Source organism: Lysinibacillus sp. F12, assembly GCF_057773605.1.
This window is the reverse complement of sequence record NZ_JBYMLP010000002.1, coordinates 162482-179291: the sequence shown is the minus strand read 5'-3', so window position 1 is coordinate 179291 and position 16810 is coordinate 162482. Positions and strand designations below refer to the sequence as shown.

13 protein-coding genes and 1 pseudogene are annotated in these 16810 nt (G+C 36.6%); 3 read left to right on the top strand and 11 right to left on the bottom strand.

All coding sequences use genetic code 11. From position 1 onward, the window contains the following. Positions 1 to 10: 10 nt before the first annotated feature. On the bottom strand, positions 11 to 577 hold the full coding sequence (locus tag AC3CH7_RS07905; protein WP_036161706.1) for a TetR/AcrR family transcriptional regulator: 567 nt from the start codon (positions 575 to 577) through the stop codon (positions 11 to 13). A 559-nt stretch (positions 578 to 1136) separates the two neighbouring features. Further along, entirely contained in the window at positions 1137 to 1712 is a 576-nt protein-coding gene (locus AC3CH7_RS07900) for a TetR/AcrR family transcriptional regulator (protein WP_031415937.1), read from the bottom strand. Between the two features lie 560 nt (positions 1713 to 2272). Between AC3CH7_RS07900 and AC3CH7_RS07895 the strand changes: the two genes are divergently transcribed. Together AC3CH7_RS07895 and AC3CH7_RS07890 are read left to right on the top strand one after the other, a co-directional pair. After that, positions 2273 to 3295: an MBL fold metallo-hydrolase gene (locus tag AC3CH7_RS07895; protein WP_036168332.1), complete on the top strand. Its 1023-nt coding sequence runs from the start codon at positions 2273 to 2275 to the stop codon at positions 3293 to 3295. Between the two features lie 708 nt (positions 3296 to 4003). Then, positions 4004 to 4255 (top strand): GlsB/YeaQ/YmgE family stress response membrane protein, encoded by a 252-nt coding sequence (locus AC3CH7_RS07890; RefSeq protein WP_036161700.1) that lies wholly within the window; start codon positions 4004 to 4006, stop codon positions 4253 to 4255. 615 nt (positions 4256 to 4870) lie between these two features. Here AC3CH7_RS07890 and AC3CH7_RS07885 read toward each other — a convergent pair. The 9 genes and pseudogenes from AC3CH7_RS07885 to AC3CH7_RS07845 all read right to left on the bottom strand — a co-directional run. Next, on the bottom strand, positions 4871 to 5470 hold the full coding sequence (locus AC3CH7_RS07885) for a nitroreductase family protein (protein WP_036216265.1): 600 nt from the start codon (positions 5468 to 5470) through the stop codon (positions 4871 to 4873). A 902-nt stretch (positions 5471 to 6372) separates the two neighbouring features. Further along, on the bottom strand, positions 6373 to 7305 hold the full coding sequence (arcC, locus tag AC3CH7_RS07880; RefSeq protein ID WP_036161696.1) for a carbamate kinase: 933 nt from the start codon (positions 7303 to 7305) through the stop codon (positions 6373 to 6375). A 5-nt stretch (positions 7306 to 7310) separates the two neighbouring features. Beyond that, on the bottom strand, positions 7311 to 8081 hold the full coding sequence (locus AC3CH7_RS07875; RefSeq protein WP_012294516.1) for an oxamate carbamoyltransferase subunit AllH family protein: 771 nt from the start codon (positions 8079 to 8081) through the stop codon (positions 7311 to 7313). Then, positions 8078 to 9343 (bottom strand): YlbE family protein, encoded by a 1266-nt coding sequence (locus tag AC3CH7_RS07870; RefSeq protein ID WP_012294515.1) that lies wholly within the window; start codon positions 9341 to 9343, stop codon positions 8078 to 8080. The genes AC3CH7_RS07875 and AC3CH7_RS07870 overlap by 4 nt, the downstream gene beginning before the upstream one ends. Next, positions 9343 to 11097 (bottom strand): acyl-CoA synthetase FdrA, encoded by a 1755-nt coding sequence (locus AC3CH7_RS07865; protein ID WP_036216262.1) that lies wholly within the window; start codon positions 11095 to 11097, stop codon positions 9343 to 9345. Before AC3CH7_RS07865 ends, AC3CH7_RS07870 begins: the two co-directional genes overlap by 1 nt. 18 nt (positions 11098 to 11115) lie before the next feature. Then, positions 11116 to 12165 (bottom strand): ureidoglycolate dehydrogenase, encoded by a 1050-nt coding sequence (allD, locus tag AC3CH7_RS07860; protein WP_012294513.1) that lies wholly within the window; start codon positions 12163 to 12165, stop codon positions 11116 to 11118. Between the two features lie 132 nt (positions 12166 to 12297). Further along, positions 12298 to 13101 (bottom strand): (S)-ureidoglycine aminohydrolase, encoded by an 804-nt coding sequence (gene allE / locus AC3CH7_RS07855; RefSeq protein ID WP_012294512.1) that lies wholly within the window; start codon positions 13099 to 13101, stop codon positions 12298 to 12300. 27 nt (positions 13102 to 13128) lie between these two features. After that, positions 13129 to 14358 carry an allantoate deiminase gene (allC, locus tag AC3CH7_RS07850; protein WP_012294511.1) on the bottom strand — a complete coding sequence of 410 codons (1230 nt, stop codon included), beginning with the start codon at positions 14356 to 14358 and terminating at the stop codon, positions 13129 to 13131. 337 nt (positions 14359 to 14695) lie between these two features. After that, positions 14696 to 15032 (bottom strand): annotated as a pseudogene (locus AC3CH7_RS07845) (L-lactate permease); the annotation flags it as partial. Between the two features lie 155 nt (positions 15033 to 15187). Here AC3CH7_RS07845 and AC3CH7_RS07840 point away from each other — a divergent pair. Further along, positions 15188 to 16801: a PucR family transcriptional regulator gene (locus AC3CH7_RS07840; protein ID WP_012294509.1), complete on the top strand. Its 1614-nt coding sequence runs from the start codon at positions 15188 to 15190 to the stop codon at positions 16799 to 16801. The last annotated feature ends 9 nt before the right edge of the window (positions 16802 to 16810 follow it).

Sequence of the window (16810 nt, the reverse complement as noted above, 5' to 3'; positions counted from 1 at the left end):
AATGCTTCTTTTATCGAAGCAAGTTAAAAAAATGATCTGCTGTTTTCATAATTACAGTTGCATCCTCCAGTGTTTCTGAAATAAATAGCGCTCCTTCAAGATTTGTAATAAAAAGAGATGCAACCTCGTCAATATTAATTGTCTTTCTAAATTCACCATTCTCTACCCCTTGTTTAAGTAATAGAGAAACTTTCGTTTGTAATCCTTGAAAAAAAAGACCTATTTTCTCTTTTACTTTAGTGGCATTTGTTGGACTTTGAATATAGAGCGTAATAAACGGACAGCTCCCCTTATATTCCCTCGTCTGAACTCCTTGTGATAATTGCTTTAAAAACAGTTGGATACGATCTTCAACTAATAATTGGTTTTGAGATAGTAAGTCATCAATTGCAGATTGATACATTTCAATCCAATAATCCACGACCCCTTCCAACAATTCTTCCTTATTAGAAAAGTGATAATACACATTAGACTTTGAAACTTTGCTTACACGAACTAATTCATCCATGCTAGTATAAGCAAACCCTTTTTCTAAAAATAATGTTGCAGCGACTTCAATCACACGTTTTTGATTCATTAATTTTACCTTTGTCATAATTAGTACTGTACAGTACTACAATGCGTATTGCAAGTATTTTTGTTAGTTTAATAAAAAAATTGATTAAAAAAGCTATACTTTAATTGATTTTACTGCTAATAATTTCATTTTTTTGGGGGAAGCTTGTTGTGGAGTTTTATTTAATAGATTTATTATTGGTGACTGTCGCCTTAATTTCTTCAAAAAACAGATTTTGAAAAAGCTGCCGACTGTAAAATACAGACAGCAGCTTTCTTTAATAATTTTTATGACTTTATTGTTCCTTAATACATTAACTTATTTCTACAATGCAACTACCTATAGACGTTGAATTGATAAGATGCATTACCCTGTATTTCAACCAAAGATGTTATTATTTGTCTCATGTTTTTATAATGTAATTTTATTTCGACTTCAGAAAATTCTTTAATACACTAGATAATTAAAATTTGATATCTATTGAATTTTATTAATTACACTTTGGAATATACCTTCTTTTATTTCATCAAGTGAAGCATACCCATAAGATTTCGTATAAACGGCTACAGCCTTTTTATGACTAAGACAATATTGCTTTAACGAACGATGAGACAATGTACTTGTAGAACTCTTCCTCGGTGACGAAGTGAGACTGATATTGCTGGTGAATCAGCTCGCTCATCTGAAAGCCGTAGCACGTCGAGAGAAAAGACATGGCGGCAAGACGCGCATCATGACTGGCTATGATTTTTTTCTTCTGCAGTCGTTCAAAATATTCAACGAGCAAAGAGTGCAGCTTCACTGGTGGTTCTGCCAGCACTCTGTCTAATTCAGGAAATATGCCTTTTTCGCGGATGCCAATCAAAATAATATCCTTATTTTTATGGAAAAACAAGCGGTACTGCTGGCTTACATTCAGCAGATCAACTTCCGGATTATCGGTCGCTTCCTCCATTAACAGCTTCTCAAATTGTGGGATATCCGAATGCCTTTCAATGATGGCTTCCAGTATGCCTTGCTTGCTTCCAAAGTGCCGGAAAATTGTAGATTCATTGACTGTAGCTTCCGCTGCGATGGCTTTAGTGCTTACTCCCCGATAGCCATTCTTTTTTATGAGCCGTGTCGCGGCCTCAATGATTCTGTCTGAAGTATGCATTGTATTACTCCTTTTGCATATGTTAAACCCATTATACAACAAGTTATATATAGACAATAGGGTCGGGGTTCATCATCTTCGTAAACGTTTATTTAAACTCCTCTCTTTTCGCTCATGTGTGTTCTCTTTTCAGCAGATTTACGCCAGCATTTCTCAGATGTCTTGGCGTCATCCCGAAATCAATAAGTGCAGCCGGGTTCGGAATCGGCGGCAGCAGTTTTACCCCTTTAATTGGACAGATTTCATTTTCATTGAATTGATGCGGCTGTCTAACAGCGTATTGAATGTCCCTTGCTTTTTCATGATTGCGGCAAAAGACACGACAAATTTCTCATTAATGACAAGCCCAAAAAATCTCCTTTCGAAGTTTCGATTTGAAAGGTTACCAGTTTCATGTTTATAGCGCCTCCATCCATGTAGTGTGGTGTTGTTCAGTTATTATCATATTACATAATAGAATGAATGCACGCAAGTGCTCGCTTGCTTTTTGTTTTCCATTCTCTATAATAAAGATATAGGGTGACTAACCTCAATAAACATATATGTAAAGGGGAATTGTTATGCAGTATAAAAGTATTATACAAAAACCTCGGGTTAAATTTTTTGAAGTCGCAGATGGCGTCTTTGCCGGTATTTCGCCGTATCGTGGTATCAGTTGGGCCAATGCTGGGTTTATCAACAAAGGCGAAGGTCTGGTGTATGACACGTTCTTTGATCTGTTCCATGCGCAAGAAATGCGAGAGGCTTTTAAGGAAGTAAGCAATGGCGGCTCTCCCGCCTACGTGGTGAACTCGCACTATAACAGCGACCATACTTGGGGGAACAAAGTGTTTGAAGAAGCTTGCATTATTATGCACAAGGAAGCGGCCAGGGAGCGTCTTTCTGAAAATATAGCTTGGATGGATAGCGTCATCAAAAGAGGGAAACATTCTCCAGAATCGACTCAGGGAGAGCAGTTTTTTGCAGCGGAATTTGAAGGATTCGACCTGGAGGGCGTAGAATGGGTGCACCCGAATATAGAGTTAAAGGACGATATTAACATACGGCTTGGCGATACTGAAGTTATGATTTACAATGTAGCTCCGGCCCACTCTGACAGTGACTTGCTGTTGTGGATGCCAAAAGAAAAAGTGCTGTTCGCCGGCGATGTCGTGTTTAACGGTTGTACGGCATACAGTGAAGAAGGAACCCTCAACTGGATTAAAGTACTTGATCGCATTATTGATGACATTCAACCTGAAATCGTTGTTCCAGGGCATGGCGCCATATGCGGCCTGGATTTCGTGAAGGAACAGAGAGACTACCTCTTGAACGTGATAAGCGAGTTCAACAAGCATTACAATGACGAGATTGATTCCTTGTCCCTAACTAAGGAAATCGATATTTCTCGCTTCCTTCATTGGATTCAGCCAGAACGTTTATATGTTACGGTAGATATTCTTTTAAAAAGCAAACGCGGGTTGCCATCTCTTCCAAATTGGAACGAGGTTCCTACAAAACTGGAAGACATGAAAGCTTTTTTATCCGAGAAATATGGCAATCGAATTAAGCCATGGGACCCTATGAGCGTGTGGCAGGAATAGAGTATACATCTGCAGAGGCGATTGGATTCGTACATCTCTTACCACAAATAATTCAAGGAACCAACTACCTGTCTCACTGTTAGGCATTTCTATAAAGCTTGAAAATTTTTCTGATTACGAGGCAATTACCAGTATGATTAAGATTAAAGGAGGAAGCTTTAGACTTCTCGGAATTACATATAAAAAAGCTATCCCCCTTGGATAGCTTTTTTATATGTAAAATGCAAAACAACACCTAAAGTGGATAGATTTCACTTCTGTTAACTCTCTTGGAATTTCTGCATTCAGGTGTTCCGTAGCAATTACACTTGCAGAAACTGGTTGTACCCCCTCGTCACTAGAGAAGGAACGAATGACCAATGAAATATCTTATGGGCCTGAGGTAAAAAATATCACACTCTCCTAAAAACGTATTAATATCCACCAGAATAATTTGTGGCTTTAGGAGAAAGTTTGATTAGAAAATCTCATAAATCCATATTCCATGATAAATGAAAAGACTCTCTTCTGAAAATAAGTTCACCAAAAGAGAGTCTTATTAAGCAATATCTATGTTGTTCAACAATTGCGCCCGATTGTTGAACATAAGTTCTTCTTTAAACATAAGACCAATTTTAATTTTTTTCTCCTTATAGTTTGAAAGGTGTTCATAAGGGTTATATAACACTGTAGCGAAATACTTAAAATACAAAATAGGAGATGGATAGTATGAGTTTTATTTGGTTTTTAATAATTGGCGGGATTATCGGTTGGCTTGCAGGAATAATTTTAGGAAAAGATATTCCAGGTGGCATTATTGGTAATATTATTGCAGGGATTATCGGTGCTTGGATTGGTGGGATGCTTCTAGGAAGTTGGGGTCCTAAAATTTCTGATTTCTACATCTTCCCTGCTCTCATTGGAGCCATTATACTAGTGTTCATTGTAAGCTTAATAATGAAATCATTGCGTCAAGCGTAGTACGCTAAATTACTTCGTTTAGTTTTTATTTCAAGACGGTTAAATGAATCACATGTAACCGACTATAAATGCTGACTTTGTTTATAATAAAAAGGCGGTCCTCCACAAACTTATCTGTGGAGGACCGTACTTTGATGCTAATTTATGAATTTGTTCTTTATCACGAACTTCTCCATTTACTATGTGCCTTACCATATAGGATTATTTAGCAAGCTCTCTGAAACACTAATATCATCTTCTGTATAATTAACTAAACTAATCTTTCACTCTCCAACATTTTAACATCCTCTCCTTCTCCAATTAATTATATGGAGAAAATAAAAAATGGAACCTGATTAGTTGATGTATACATATCGTTTCATTTCCGCAAAGTATCCCGCCGGCTATATCAAGGATTAAGAACTTTAAAGCTCCCCTTTCCAACAGATACCTACAGGGGGACTTTCGCTCTTTTTTAACACCAGATTCTTAAAAAGGAGAACCCTGAACAGGCTCTCCCATTCGTTTATATATTTGATTGTAGATGCTGTAATTTTACCATACTCGTTTTCACAACATAGCCCTTACCATGAATGACGGTACGGGTTTGAAACATTTGGGGTATATTGTAATTAATTATTTGATAAATTTCATTCGCTCTTCAAGCGGTCGGAAATCTTTTTCACCTGGTGTTACCGTTGGGTTACCGAAGGGCATTTGTGCAATAAGTTTCCAATTTTCAGGTATATTCCATTCTTTTTTCACTTCATCATCAATTAGTGGATTATAATGTTGTAAAGAAGCTCCTAATCCTTCTGCTTCCAAACCTGCCCATACGACCAATTGATGCATACCTGATGCTTGATTTGACCAAATTGGAAAGTTCTCAGCATAGGGTGCAAATTGCTCCTGAAGCGATTTAACTACAGCCTGATCTTCAAAGAATAATACTGTGCCATAACCTGCCTTAAAGGAATCCATTTTTTGTTGAGTTCCTGAAAAATCTTGATCGCCTACTACTTTTCTTAATGTTTCAGTAGTGATGTCCCATAATTTATTATGTGCGTCACCAGATAATACAACAATACGAGCTGTTTGGGAATTAAATGCTGACGGAGTATATTTCACAGCAAATTCTACAATTTCTTTAATTCTTTCATCCGATATTTTTACCTCTTTACTAATTCCGTAGTAAGAACGTCTTTCTTTAAGTGTAGTGTAGAAATCTTTTGTCATCATTTTTTCCTCCTGAAATTTAAATTGCACCTGGCGCTTCGAGATTTTTACTTACCAAAACTTTTTTAAAATTTTCAAATGGCCATTTTATTTCTAAGACCTCCACCAAGTAAAACAAACTGACTTGTCCGTCACTCCTACTTTTAAATCAAAAAAGAATTGAAAGTTATATAATCACGTTTAATGTTCAAAAATATATTACCCAAACAAAAGTAAGAATATTCAGGGGTAAATTGGAGAAAAGATTCAATCATTTTGTTTAATCAAAAATCAACAGTACAATAGATGTTCTGTGAAAGTTGTTACTCCTAGTCCATCTCATCAATAATAAAATAACTATAGCTTAAGAAAAGTTAATTTTTTTCGGTATATAAATAAGACCTCAAAGTTTAACTTTGAGGATTAAGTGTTAAAACCATTTCGTTTTATAAAGGAATGTGCGAAAAATTACTGATTTACTATATCTCTTAAAGTCTTATTCTAAAATCTATATAACAGCCATAATTTCCTCATCTTTTCCTCAACAAAATCAACTACTGGTTTCGCCTTCTCGTTTTCCAGCACCACCTAATAGTATGTGATGATACTCCGGAATTTACCTTCCTCCTGTTATTGACGAGTACGAAAGGGGAAAAATGGCTCCTGGCTACCAACTAAACCAATAATTAATAAAAATTTAGTAAGACAGGTCCTCCACTTCAATGGCAGCAAAGATATTAGAGTAATGGACATAAAATGTACCTGTACTACTTAAGCCTCTTTCTAAACAGTTAATGTCTCAAACTCCTTTTTCACACTAATTCCACAAATGAAAAAAAGTTTGCAACGTCTATAGTCCGTGATTCCTCACTTCATGACGTTGCAAACTTAATGGATGATGGTTCTTGAACCATCCTTTAAACTTATTTTGTAATACGTGTACCTGCTTTTCCATCTAATGCAGCTACTGCTTGATCGATTGAACAAATGATTGACTCTTTCCCTAATTTTGCAAATTCTATAGCTGCTTGCATTTTTGGTAACATACTACCCGCCGGGAATTGTCCTTCTTTAACATACTGTTCAGCTTCTGCCACAGTAATGTGGCTTAGCTTTTGCTCATTTTCTTTACCGAAATTAATATAGACATTTGGTACATCTGTTAGCATCATGAAAACTTCTGCATTCACTTGTTGTGCTAGCTTTAATCCTGAACGGTCTTTGTCAATAACTGCTTCAATACCATGTAATTGACCACTGTCTTCACGATATACAGGTATACCGCCACCACCAGATGAAATAACAATCGTTTCATCAAGTAAACGTTTAATTTCATCGATACCATGAATCACTTTTGGTTCTGGTGAAGGGACAACTCGTCTATATCCTCGCCCAGCATCTTCTGCCATAGTAAAGCCTTGTTCTTCTAAACGATGCGCTTCTTCTTCTGAAAAAAATACACCGATTGGTTTAGTCGGATTTTTAAAAGCTTGATCATCCTTGTCGACTTCAACCATCGTTAGCAATGTCACTACATTTGTAGCTATGCCACGTTCTTTCATATGGTTTTTTAAAGCTGTTTCCATCATATAACCAATGAAACCTTGTGATTCTGCGTTGCAGACATGAATTGGTAGTGGTTCGACTACATTTTTCGCAGCTTCATTTTGGGCAATGATATTCCCCACTTGCGGACCATTACCATGTGTAATGACGATGTTATGACCCGCTTCTCGAATTTCTACCATATGGCCTGTTGCCGACACTACATTTTTGAATTGATTATCATAAGTTGCTTCTTGTTTCGGCTGTAAAATAGCATTACCACCTAAAGCAATAACTACACTTTTCCCCATTTCTTTCACTCCTTAGTTAATGACAAGTAAATGCCATATAACGTATCCATTCCAGATGATGATCCTACTTTTATAAGCCTGTTCATGCTTTCTAAAGATGGATCATGTTGCAATGCTGTAATCTTCGAACTAAATACACCGTCTATAGCACAGGTTAAGAAACGCTTACTGACAATGGTTGTTAAAGGTTCCTTGATTAGAGCTTTTAGTGTTTCTAGATGTTTAGGTTCGATAAAATTTTTAATAAAATGTCCGTACAATATGCCGACTAGTATATCATCACCAGTTGGTGTTAAACCTTGTCCACGCCCAATAAAGTAACGGAATGTCTCGTCAAGATTTTGGGTTGGATCTTGTAATTGATTAATTAAGGATAATACACGTGCTCGTTCAAAATCTGATGATTCATAGGATGTAAATGAAATGTATTTAAAATTTTCTTTCAATTTATTTATATTTGCATGTTCAAAATCCATATATAACGGTAGTATTTTTATATTAAACACCATTTCGAAGCGGTTATGAAAAAGACGATTATTCCGAAATATTAATGTATCGCCTACCTTAATATTGGTTTTTACTGTTTGTCTCGTTTGAGGATCAAGCAAGATCCCGAACGGAAATGTCCCATTTTCATCGGTACCAACAAATATCAATTCTCCATCTTGATCAACCATATTTAAACCTTTTTCAAACATACTGTGCACGGTAAAGGTTTTTCCTTCATTCAATAATTGAAGTGCGATTGAACCAACCGCACTTGCTTGTAAAATCATCCTTTAAATCCTAGCTTTTCAGCATATGCTGTGATAGCTTTCTCAAAACATTCGATTGGCGGATGTACTGTACCGGCACCAATTTGTCCGTACCCCGCAATTTTATGGGCAATACCAGTGTTGATAACTGGTGTGATCCCTGTTTCAACAACTTTCCGTGCATCAATACCTAAGCATGCGCCTTTAAAGTCCCAAGTTGGGATGACAAAGTTTGGATTTTCGCTAATACAGATTTCAGTCATTTGATTACTTGTTTCAAGCGCATCATTAAATCCACCCGAACCAACAAAGCGTGTTACGGCAGGTGCTGCAATCATCGCCATACCTCCGACACCAATTGTTTCTGTAATCGCTGAATCACCGATATCTGTGTTGGCATCTTCTGCTGAGTAACCAGTGAAATATAATCCTTGCGGGGTATTAACAGGACCAGTAAACCATTCGTCTCCCATACCGGCAATACGAATACCAAAGTTTTCACCGTTTCGGCACATTGCGGTAACAACTGTACCGTGTTCGATTGTCCGTGCTGCATCCATCATCGCTTTTCCAGTCGCCATAGCAATATTTAAGAAAAATTGGTCTGTGTCAGCTAAGAATTGGATTACTTCTGTACGTTGATCTTTTTCAACGTCATCTAATGAAGCAATTACTGGAGATAGTTCTTTTAAAAATGCAAGTGAAGCTGCAATATTTCGCTGGTGGAACTCATCTCCCATAGCAATAGCTTTAGCAATCAATACGTTGACGTTCAAGCCTCCATCAATTCTTTTTAAGGCTTTACTTAATACGGGACCTAATACATCTTTCATCCAGTGTAAACGATTGATGACTTGCTCATTATAAGCGCCGAAACGTAATACTGCGCCAATCCCTTCGTTCATTTGACAATACGCTTCGTTACCACTCTCCTTGTTAATAACAACAAGGACTGGCATGTTAGGTGAAGTAATACCACCCATTGGTCCAACCGCATTCACATGATGACATGGAATGAATTTGATTTTATCGTTTTCAAGTAATTCACGTGCATTCTTTTCGTCTTCTGCCCATCCTTCAAAAAGGATTGCGCCAACACAGGAACCTTGCATTGGGTCTGTCATGTTTTCATATTTAATTGGAGGTCCAGCATGTAATAACACGTACTCTTCTAATTCAGGAATCACAGATTTAGCAGGTACAACATCCGTTAAAAATGGTGCTGCTGCTATGATCTTTTGGATAACGGCTTCGTTCGCTTCATTTATTGTTTTGTATCCCATTAGATTGTGCCTCCTTCATAATAGTTTAAGAATTGAAGTACTTTCATTAACTTCTCATCGCCACCAGCAATTGGGCGCCAGTTAAATTGAACACACTCTGAGCCACTGTTTTGAACAGCTTCCGTAAAGCTTTTTAGCCCAATATTGATAACGCTAGGTTTCATATTGATGAAGGACATGATTTTCTCATCCACTACTAAGCTTTCTTCTGTATAGTCAAATTTTTGTACATCAGTAATTGGTTGTTCCACTTTACCACCTACAAGTTGGATAGCTGTGCGGACCATTTGATCATTGGTTTTACAAATAATTGCACCACTCTCTTTTAAAATGGCAATTTGTTTATCGTAACCTTGAATATCCTGTGCTGTACCTACAACCGTTGCAAGCACTGCAAGCTGACGACCTTCTTGACGTGCATTATCCAAAATACGTTTGATGGTTGGTGCTAGCTCACTAGCCATATCTTCATGACCACCGTTACCGATTACGTTATCAATCATAATGACTGCAGTTTCAGGGTCATTCATAGATTTTTCAAGCATTTCGATACGTTTTTCAGGGTCAATCATCGGATGTGGTTTACCTTTTGTATAAACATCATCACCTAAATCAATGATTTCATGAGTGTTTGTTTTTAAAACATAGCTTTCGCTTTTCTCTTCAGTCATTGTATCTTTAAAAGCATCTCTCACTAGCATAGCCGCTTCAGATGCTAATGTACCACCTGAATAATAACCTTTAATACCAACTTGTGATTCTTTTAATACAACGTTAACATCAGCTGTTGTCGGTTCAAAATTCGGTTTATCACCATTTGATAATTGGACAGCTACAACTGCTGCTTCTTCAAGTGTATAAGCATGATAGATGTTCTCTTCTTGATAGGAAGGTTTGTCACCTAAAAATAGCGTAACCACTGGTTTATCAATATTTCTTAATAAGTTTAATACTTTGCGTTGTACTTCCTCTGCAGGTGGTTTGGAGATCACTGTAATGACTTTTACTTTTGGATCTTGATTTAACGCTTTGATGCTATCTAACATCGTGATAGCACCAACCTCCGTCGATAAATCACGTCCACCTGTTCCAAGAGCATTTGTAACACCTTTACCATAACGGTCAATAATTGTAGTGACTTCTTGAATCCCTGTACCTGATGCCCCAACAATACCGATATCGCCTTCGTTGACGTTATTTGTAAAAGCAATGGGGACACCGTGAATAAGGGCAGTGCCACAGTCTGGACCCATCACTAATAACCCTTTTTCATGCGCTTTTTGTTTTAGTTTCACTTCGTCTTCTTTCGAAACATTGTCACTAAACATGAACACATGTAAACCTTCGTTCAATGCGTTTTCCGCTTCCATTGCGGCATATTGACCAGGAATTGAAATTAACGCTAAATTTGGATTGTTCGCAAGCTCCATTGCACGTTTCCAGTTATGAGCTTCTTGACCTTTAGACGTATTTTGTGAATCTGAATCACCTTTTAAAGCGATTTCTACTTCTTCTTTCACTTCGTCTACTTTTTCTTCCTGCTCTGTATCTACAACGATGACGATATCATTTGGCTTTGCTTTTTCTAATTCATCCGTGCCTAAGCCAGAAGATTTAAAAATGTCCTTATTCGCTGGTGTTCCCATCATGATCGATACTTTGTTTACACCATCAATTGCAGACAACTTGTTGGATAAAAGCATTAACACGATGGAGTCTTTATAAGTGTTTTCTTTTATAATTGTGTATAACATGATGAACCTCCAATTTTATTATTCTGCAAATCTATTTTTTCCATGATAACGATCGTAATGAACGTCGTCTGACACAAGATAGTTGTAAATGTCGTCTACGATTTCAATACCTTCCTTATCATATTCCTTACTTCTTAATATACCGCGTTCACCTGGATAATAAATTTCTCCATAGCCCTCTGCCGCAGGCTGTGCTTTTAATTCATTGAGCATAGTTGTAATTTGTAGCTTGAAAGCATCCAGATCTGTGAAATAGGCAGGGTTAATGACGATATGAATTTGACCTAAATCGCGTCCTTTAGTTAAGTCTTGATACATAGAAGATACATGGATACCATGTGGGACTCCTAGAAGACTACCTGATAAAATATCTACCATCATCATCAAGCCGTATCCTTTTGGACCTGCAATTGGTAGGAGTGCATGAACATCTCTTGCATTCGTTGTAGGTGCACCAGTAGCATCCACAGCCCATGTGTCTGGAATCGATGCATTTTTACTTCTTGCATCTAAGATTTTGCCCCATGCTTGGACAGTAGTCGCCATATCAAATGTAATGATGCGGTCATCAGCAGATGGTGCACTATAAGCAATCGGGTTTGTCCCAAAATAAGGTTCAGTTCCGCCAAACGGTACGACCATTGGATCTGATTGACACATACTTAGAGCAACCATATCTTGTTCTGCTGCCATTTCAACAAAGTAACCTAAAGCACCACTATGTGAGATATTTTTCATACCAACAACGGCAACACCTGATTTTTTAGCCATTTCAATCGCTTTTTCCATCGCTTGTTTTGCTATTTGGTGACCTGGACCATTATCCCCATTAAAGATCGCAGATGCTGGTCCTGTTTGTTCAAATGTGTAGTTGGGATTGTTTGTAATCCCGCCTTTTGCAATTCGTTCAGAATAGTATTCAACACGTACAGCACCATGTGAATGAATACCTCTATGATCAGCGTATGTTAATACGTCTGCAACATCATGTGCCGCTCCTTCATTTAATCCAGCTTTTATAAACTTTTGCTTCATTAAATTAAATAGTTCTTCTTTAGATACACGCATCTTGTTTACTCCTCATTTAATTAATATTTTGTTTCACATTCTGAATAATCAGAATTTTATTTTAGAAATTTTTTTGTAACTAAGATGCCTAATTTATCTTTGGTTCACTATCGGAGATAATAGACTCCCTTTTTATAAATCAATATCTCTATTTGCATCTTTAGAATAAATGTATGAGAATGGTTCATCTAAACCAATTGCATAGGTTGCTTGTGGTACATAAGCGCCCATAAAGATATAATCACCTTTATCAACCGGCATCCATTCATTGTCTAAGTTGTACATGCCTCGCCCGCTTAAAACATAAGCGCCGTGTTCTTGAACGTGTGTTTCAATGTAACCATGTGAAGCACCTGGTTTGAATGAAAGAATATGAATGTTCATATCATAGCCAATTTCTTTTGGTAATAAGTCTTGAATTAATACTTCTTTCATACCTTCATATGCCTCTTGTTCGATGTCGTGCACATTACCTGTAACGACTTCTGGCGTAAACCCTTTAAGAGGTTGTCCTTTAAGAGGTTGATAACGTTTTTTGTATAAGAATAAACGGCTATCTTCACCGTTATTATTATTTTCAAAAGTTAACTGTAAGTGTGGAGGCACATATAAATACCCACCTTCAGTTAATTCGTATTTTTTACCATCTGCAAAAGCATTGATTTTGCCATAAACAACGTATACAAAAGATTGAATACCATCACCAGCGAAGCCCGCTTTGTTTCCACCTTGGTTTTTTACTGTTACTAAGTAATCTACAAATCTTGCACCTAAACGCGGGGACCCTAAAATTGTGACGTCACAATCTTTGAAGCCAGGTACAACATTATTAACTAGGCCATCTGGTGTGATTACCGCATAATTGTCTTTTTTAATGACAGAACGTGTTTCTAATAAACCTTCTCTGTATCCTTGAACTTGATTTAAGTAACCCATAAGTATCTGGCTCCTTTTTCATTATTTTTATTCTTTGTATGCTAGTTCATAAAGTACATCACTTAATACTTCAATACCTTTAACAAGGTCTTCTATCTTCGTTTCTTCACTAATGTTGTGACTAATTCCACCAATAGAAGGTACAAATAACATTGCCGTTGGAACATATTGTGCAAAGATTTGTGAGTCATGTCCTGCACCAGATGGCATCACTTTATATTGATTCCCTACATTGTTCTTTGCTGCTTGCTCAATGATTTGAACAATTTTTTTGTCCATCAATGTTGGTGCTTCATCCATCCATAAATTAATGTCATAAGTCATGCTATTTGCTTCAGCGACTAATTTAATTTTGTCTTCGATTTCTACTGCAAAATCATTTAATATTTGCTGATCAATATGACGACAGTCTACTGAGAACGTAATTTCACCAGGAACTACATTTACTGTGTTTGGTACAAGTGTGATATGACCAAACGTTAATACAAGTGGTTCCCCAATTTCTCTAGCACGTTTTGTTAAATTTGAGACAATTTCACTATAGGCAACAACTGTATCGCGACGTAATGACATTGGCGTAGTACCAGCGTGGTTTGCTTCACCTTTTAAATTGATCGTGAAGCGTTTTTGACCAACGATGCCATTAACAACACCGATTGTTTTGTTTTCTGTCTCTAGCACTTTGCCTTGTTCAATATGAATTTCAACAAATGCTTTGATGTCATTACGAACGTCAGTAGTTTTACGATAATCAAAGCCTGATTTACGCATCGCGTCTTCGAACTTAATGCCCTCAGCATCTGCAATTGTGTCAACATCCGATTTTTTAGCTAAGTTAAAGAAGTTTTTGCTACCCCAGAATGTGTAAGGGAATCGACTGCCTTCTTCTTCTGCAAGAGATAATACTTCTAATGAGCGTAGTGGTTGGCCGTGTTTAGCTTTTAAATATTTCACAGCCACTAGTGCAGCTAAGATACCGAATTGGCCATCTAGATGACCCCCTTCAACTACTGTGTCGATATGTGATCCTGTTAAAATGGTTTCTTCCGGATATTTACTGCCAACCAGACGCCCAGTTAAGTTCCCGATATCGTCAAAGCTTGCTTCTAATCCTTCTTCTTTGAATGTTTTTTCCAGTTCACGAACTGCATCATTCCATTCTTGAGAATATAAAAGGCGTGTAATTCCACCTTGTTCTAAGCCACCAAAACCTGTAAATTTCTTATCTAACATTTCAAAAGTTGATTGAATATCCATACCTCTTTCACTCCTTCCTTCTACACTTTTATTATAGGTCCTCCCCCATAACCATTCATTGACACAATGAACAATAATGGATAGTCTTTTTATGCACTTTAGACAAATAGATATGGATAAGGAGCAAGTAGCTGTCGGAGTAAAAAAGAACGCTTTTTGCTATTGATTATGGAAAGGCTTTAAGACGGGGTATGAGTGGAGTAAATCATCCATTCTATCCTTACTAAAAAACAAAAACCACATAGTAAATCTATGTGGTATAGTCCCTATTAAAATGATTAAAGGATAAATCATGAACCTTACAAATAGGAGCAAGCCAGTTATATCGTATTGGCTATTGAAAGGTTTTTGACTCATCCCCGGTTTGATGAACGGCTGCTGCTGCAATCGGGATAGATTGTGGAGAAATCACTTTTGCTTTGCTTCCCCCAGCAGTGTTAGCTGCTATTAGCATAAACGCGAGATGCCAATCTGCTTCCCAGTAACTGCCTGTAAGCTTTCGAATAGTGCATGATTATTTACAACCGATTCCGTTAGAAAGACACCCATCCATCCTAATACTGGACTAACAAATGGGAAGAATTCATCCGTTTTGGCAGGTCGGGTCCTAGAGAAGTGCTAAGCCCAGAGAAGTCAGAAAGATTGGCAAAAGTCATTACAAGTACGATTGTAAGATTCCTCCTTTACTATTTCGAAATAAAGAATTATACGTATATTAACCTTCAAAAATAGTATACAATCAGAGTGATAGGTTATCCTTGTAGCGTTTTACAAATATATTTCTTATTATTTTGGTCTTTTTCTAACAAATATAAAGGAGATGATCCTTATGACAACATTAAAAGAAATCATGTCTGTCCAACAATTTTCTGATTTAACATTATTAAATGATGAGGGAGATTTAGATAGAGAAGTAGAAATGGTCGATATTACGGAAACACCAGATATTAAAAATTTCACAGCACCTCATTCATTTATCGTCACTACGGGTATGTGTTATCAACACGACCAATCCGGATTAAAGGATCTCATTCTAGAATTAAATGATATACAAGTTGCTGGCATAGGCGTTAAATTATCGCGTTTTTTAGAAAAAATTGATGATGAAGTAATAGAATTTGCAAACAAGTTAAAATTCCCCATTATTAGAATCCCTGATAGTTGGAATCTCGGATCCATTACACATCATATATCATCCTATATCTTGGATGAAGAAACTGAAAAGTTATATTTTGCATTAGATATCCAACAAGAATTAAATACCATGCTGATGAGAGGTTTGAGCTTGGAAATGATGATTGAACGTATGAGCAGACTTCTTAGAGTCCCTGTGATGCTCTTAAATCCTTTTCATCAAATTAAAACGATGAGCCATCACTTCCAAGAACAATCAGAGCAAATTCAAAAAAATCTTAGTTACTTCAAAAGATGTGTTAATTCCAAGCAAATTTCACCTAATAATAAAGCATCTTTCCAAGAGGAGCATATTATATTTGAAGTTCCAGCATTTAAATATTTCCCGTATTATTTGATGGTTTCAAATGTTAATACGCTCACCTATCCATTTAGTTTGCTTGCCATAGAACAAGCCGTCAATACACTCAGTCTCGCCATTTATAAAAACAGTAAAATCAAAGAAGCGGAACAACAAGATGTCAACCGATTTTTCGAAACATTGATGTCTGAGCATCCTGATAATCTTATTTCAGTCAAACAGCACCCTGAGTTTTTAAAAAAGCACCATATTCACCCATCCAATTTCTATCAAGTGATCGTTTGTGCGATTGATCAAGAAAGGGATGTGGAAAATAATATCTATTTGAATGAACGTTATCAAATGACTTTTGAGTGGCTAACACATAAATTTACTGACATTGATCCTTCTATCAGTGTTTATAGGTCTCCAGGTAATCATCGATTTACGATCCTATTACAAACTAAACATCAATATTATTTAGATTACTGCAAATATATCCAAAAAGAGTATCATAAACTTTTTAATAGTACACTGTCATTCGGTATTGGTAATGAAGTGACTGAATTCTCACAGTTACCACTCTCTTATTTTGAAGCGAATGAAGCTTTTGATCATAAGTCTGAAAGTAGTAAAGTGGAATTTATTGAACTCTATAAATCTAAAAGTGTAGAAGAATTGTTACAACTCATTCCAGCCAATAAATTAAAACCGTTTATCACGTACACACTAGGTTCATTAGCCTATCCAAAATCGACAAAAGAAAAAGAACTAAAGCATACATTGAAAATCTATTTGGCGAATCATTGTGATCTGACAAAGACCTCTGAAGATATATTTATTCATCGAAATACAGTAAAATATCGTATTAAAAAATGTGAAGAGATTTTAGGTCAGTCTATCGAATCGCCTGATATTTCATTGGATCTACGATTAGCATTATTTGCCTCAGAGAAAGTAAATTTTTAAACTTAAAAA

Excerpts from the sequence above, each read along its gene's own strand:
- AC3CH7_RS07870 (WP_012294515.1), bottom strand. The coding sequence starts at position 9,343 with ATGGGATACAAAACAATAAATGAAGCGAACGAAGCCGTTATCCAAAAG.
- AC3CH7_RS07885 (WP_036216265.1), bottom strand. The coding sequence starts at position 5,470 with ATGACAAAAGATTTCTACACTACACTTAAAGAAAGACGTTCTTACTAC.
- allE (WP_012294512.1), bottom strand. The coding sequence starts at position 13,101 with ATGGGTTACTTAAATCAAGTTCAAGGATACAGAGAAGGTTTATTAGAA.
- allC (WP_012294511.1), bottom strand. The coding sequence starts at position 14,358 with ATGGATATTCAATCAACTTTTGAAATGTTAGATAAGAAATTTACAGGT.
- AC3CH7_RS07890 (WP_036161700.1), top strand. The coding sequence starts at position 4,004 with ATGAGTTTTATTTGGTTTTTAATAATTGGCGGGATTATCGGTTGGCTT.
- AC3CH7_RS07895 (WP_036168332.1), top strand. The coding sequence starts at position 2,273 with ATGCAGTATAAAAGTATTATACAAAAACCTCGGGTTAAATTTTTTGAA.
- AC3CH7_RS07905 (WP_036161706.1), bottom strand. The coding sequence starts at position 577 with ATGAATCAAAAACGTGTGATTGAAGTCGCTGCAACATTATTTTTAGAA.
- AC3CH7_RS07875 (WP_012294516.1), bottom strand. The coding sequence starts at position 8,081 with ATGATTTTACAAGCAAGTGCGGTTGGTTCAATCGCACTTCAATTATTG.
- AC3CH7_RS07865 (WP_036216262.1), bottom strand. The coding sequence starts at position 11,097 with ATGTTATACACAATTATAAAAGAAAACACTTATAAAGACTCCATCGTG.
- AC3CH7_RS07900 (WP_031415937.1), bottom strand. The coding sequence starts at position 1,712 with ATGCATACTTCAGACAGAATCATTGAGGCCGCGACACGGCTCATAAAA.
- allD (WP_012294513.1), bottom strand. The coding sequence starts at position 12,165 with ATGCGTGTATCTAAAGAAGAACTATTTAATTTAATGAAGCAAAAGTTT.
- AC3CH7_RS07840 (WP_012294509.1), top strand. The coding sequence starts at position 15,188 with ATGACAACATTAAAAGAAATCATGTCTGTCCAACAATTTTCTGATTTA.
- arcC (WP_036161696.1), bottom strand. The coding sequence starts at position 7,305 with ATGGGGAAAAGTGTAGTTATTGCTTTAGGTGGTAATGCTATTTTACAG.